This window comes from Bradyrhizobium sp. P2_E8 (assembly GCF_056403875.1).
On the sequence record NZ_JBFUES010001800.1, the window covers coordinates 1 to 704 of the forward strand.

The 704-nt window shown below is 59.1% G+C and carries 1 protein-coding gene; it reads right to left on the reverse strand.

Translation table 11 applies throughout. The annotated features are described in order from the left end of the window. Window positions 1-25: 25 nt before the first annotated feature. Window positions 26-704, reverse strand: a 679-nt coding sequence (locus tag AC1D00_RS44000) for a hypothetical protein (RefSeq protein ID WP_477015056.1), incomplete at its 5' end; no start/stop codon positions are given.

Below are 704 nucleotides of genomic sequence, written 5' to 3' on the forward strand. Positions count from 1 at the left end.
CATTGGTGCAACGCCACGGATCGACTCACGGACCGACCCGGTCGATGAGAGGACCGTTTTCTCCGATGGCGCGGAAGCGGTAGAAGCGAACGCTGTCCTGCAGATAGTTGAATTTCTGGCGCGCGAGCTGGAAGAACTTCTCGTCGCAGGTCGAGATGATGAATTGCCGGGTGCCGAAGTCTGACTTCAGCAGACCCATGATCAGATCTAACAGCGCATAGATGTTGAGATCGTCAAAATGCGTGACGGGATCGTCGAGAAAGACCGGCGCGAGCGACGACCAGTTTTGTCCGCTGCAGGCCGTCAGGAAGAGACCGAGCTGCAGCGTTTGCTTTTGGGATTCGCTGAAATAGTCGACGGGCCGCAGCTCGACGCCATGCCGCTTGACCGTGACCGAGATATCGGACCTGCGATTGACGATCTCGACGTCGTCGAAGCCGTAGACCGATCGAAGCCGGCGCTGAATGACCGATGTCCGCGGGCCGTATTGGCGCGTGAAGTTGGTGATGGCCGCAGCCTGTTCGTCAGACAGAATCTTCTCGATCGCAGCGAAGTAATCACGCCAGGGCTTTCGAGCGGCACGCGACGCCTTCTTCTCGCCGATGAGCTTTTCTTTCGCCACTATGGTTGCTTCAAGCCGGGCGAGCGCGGCGGCAGTCGTCGCGGCATCGAGGCCGATTTCGGCACTTGCGACACGTTGGTGC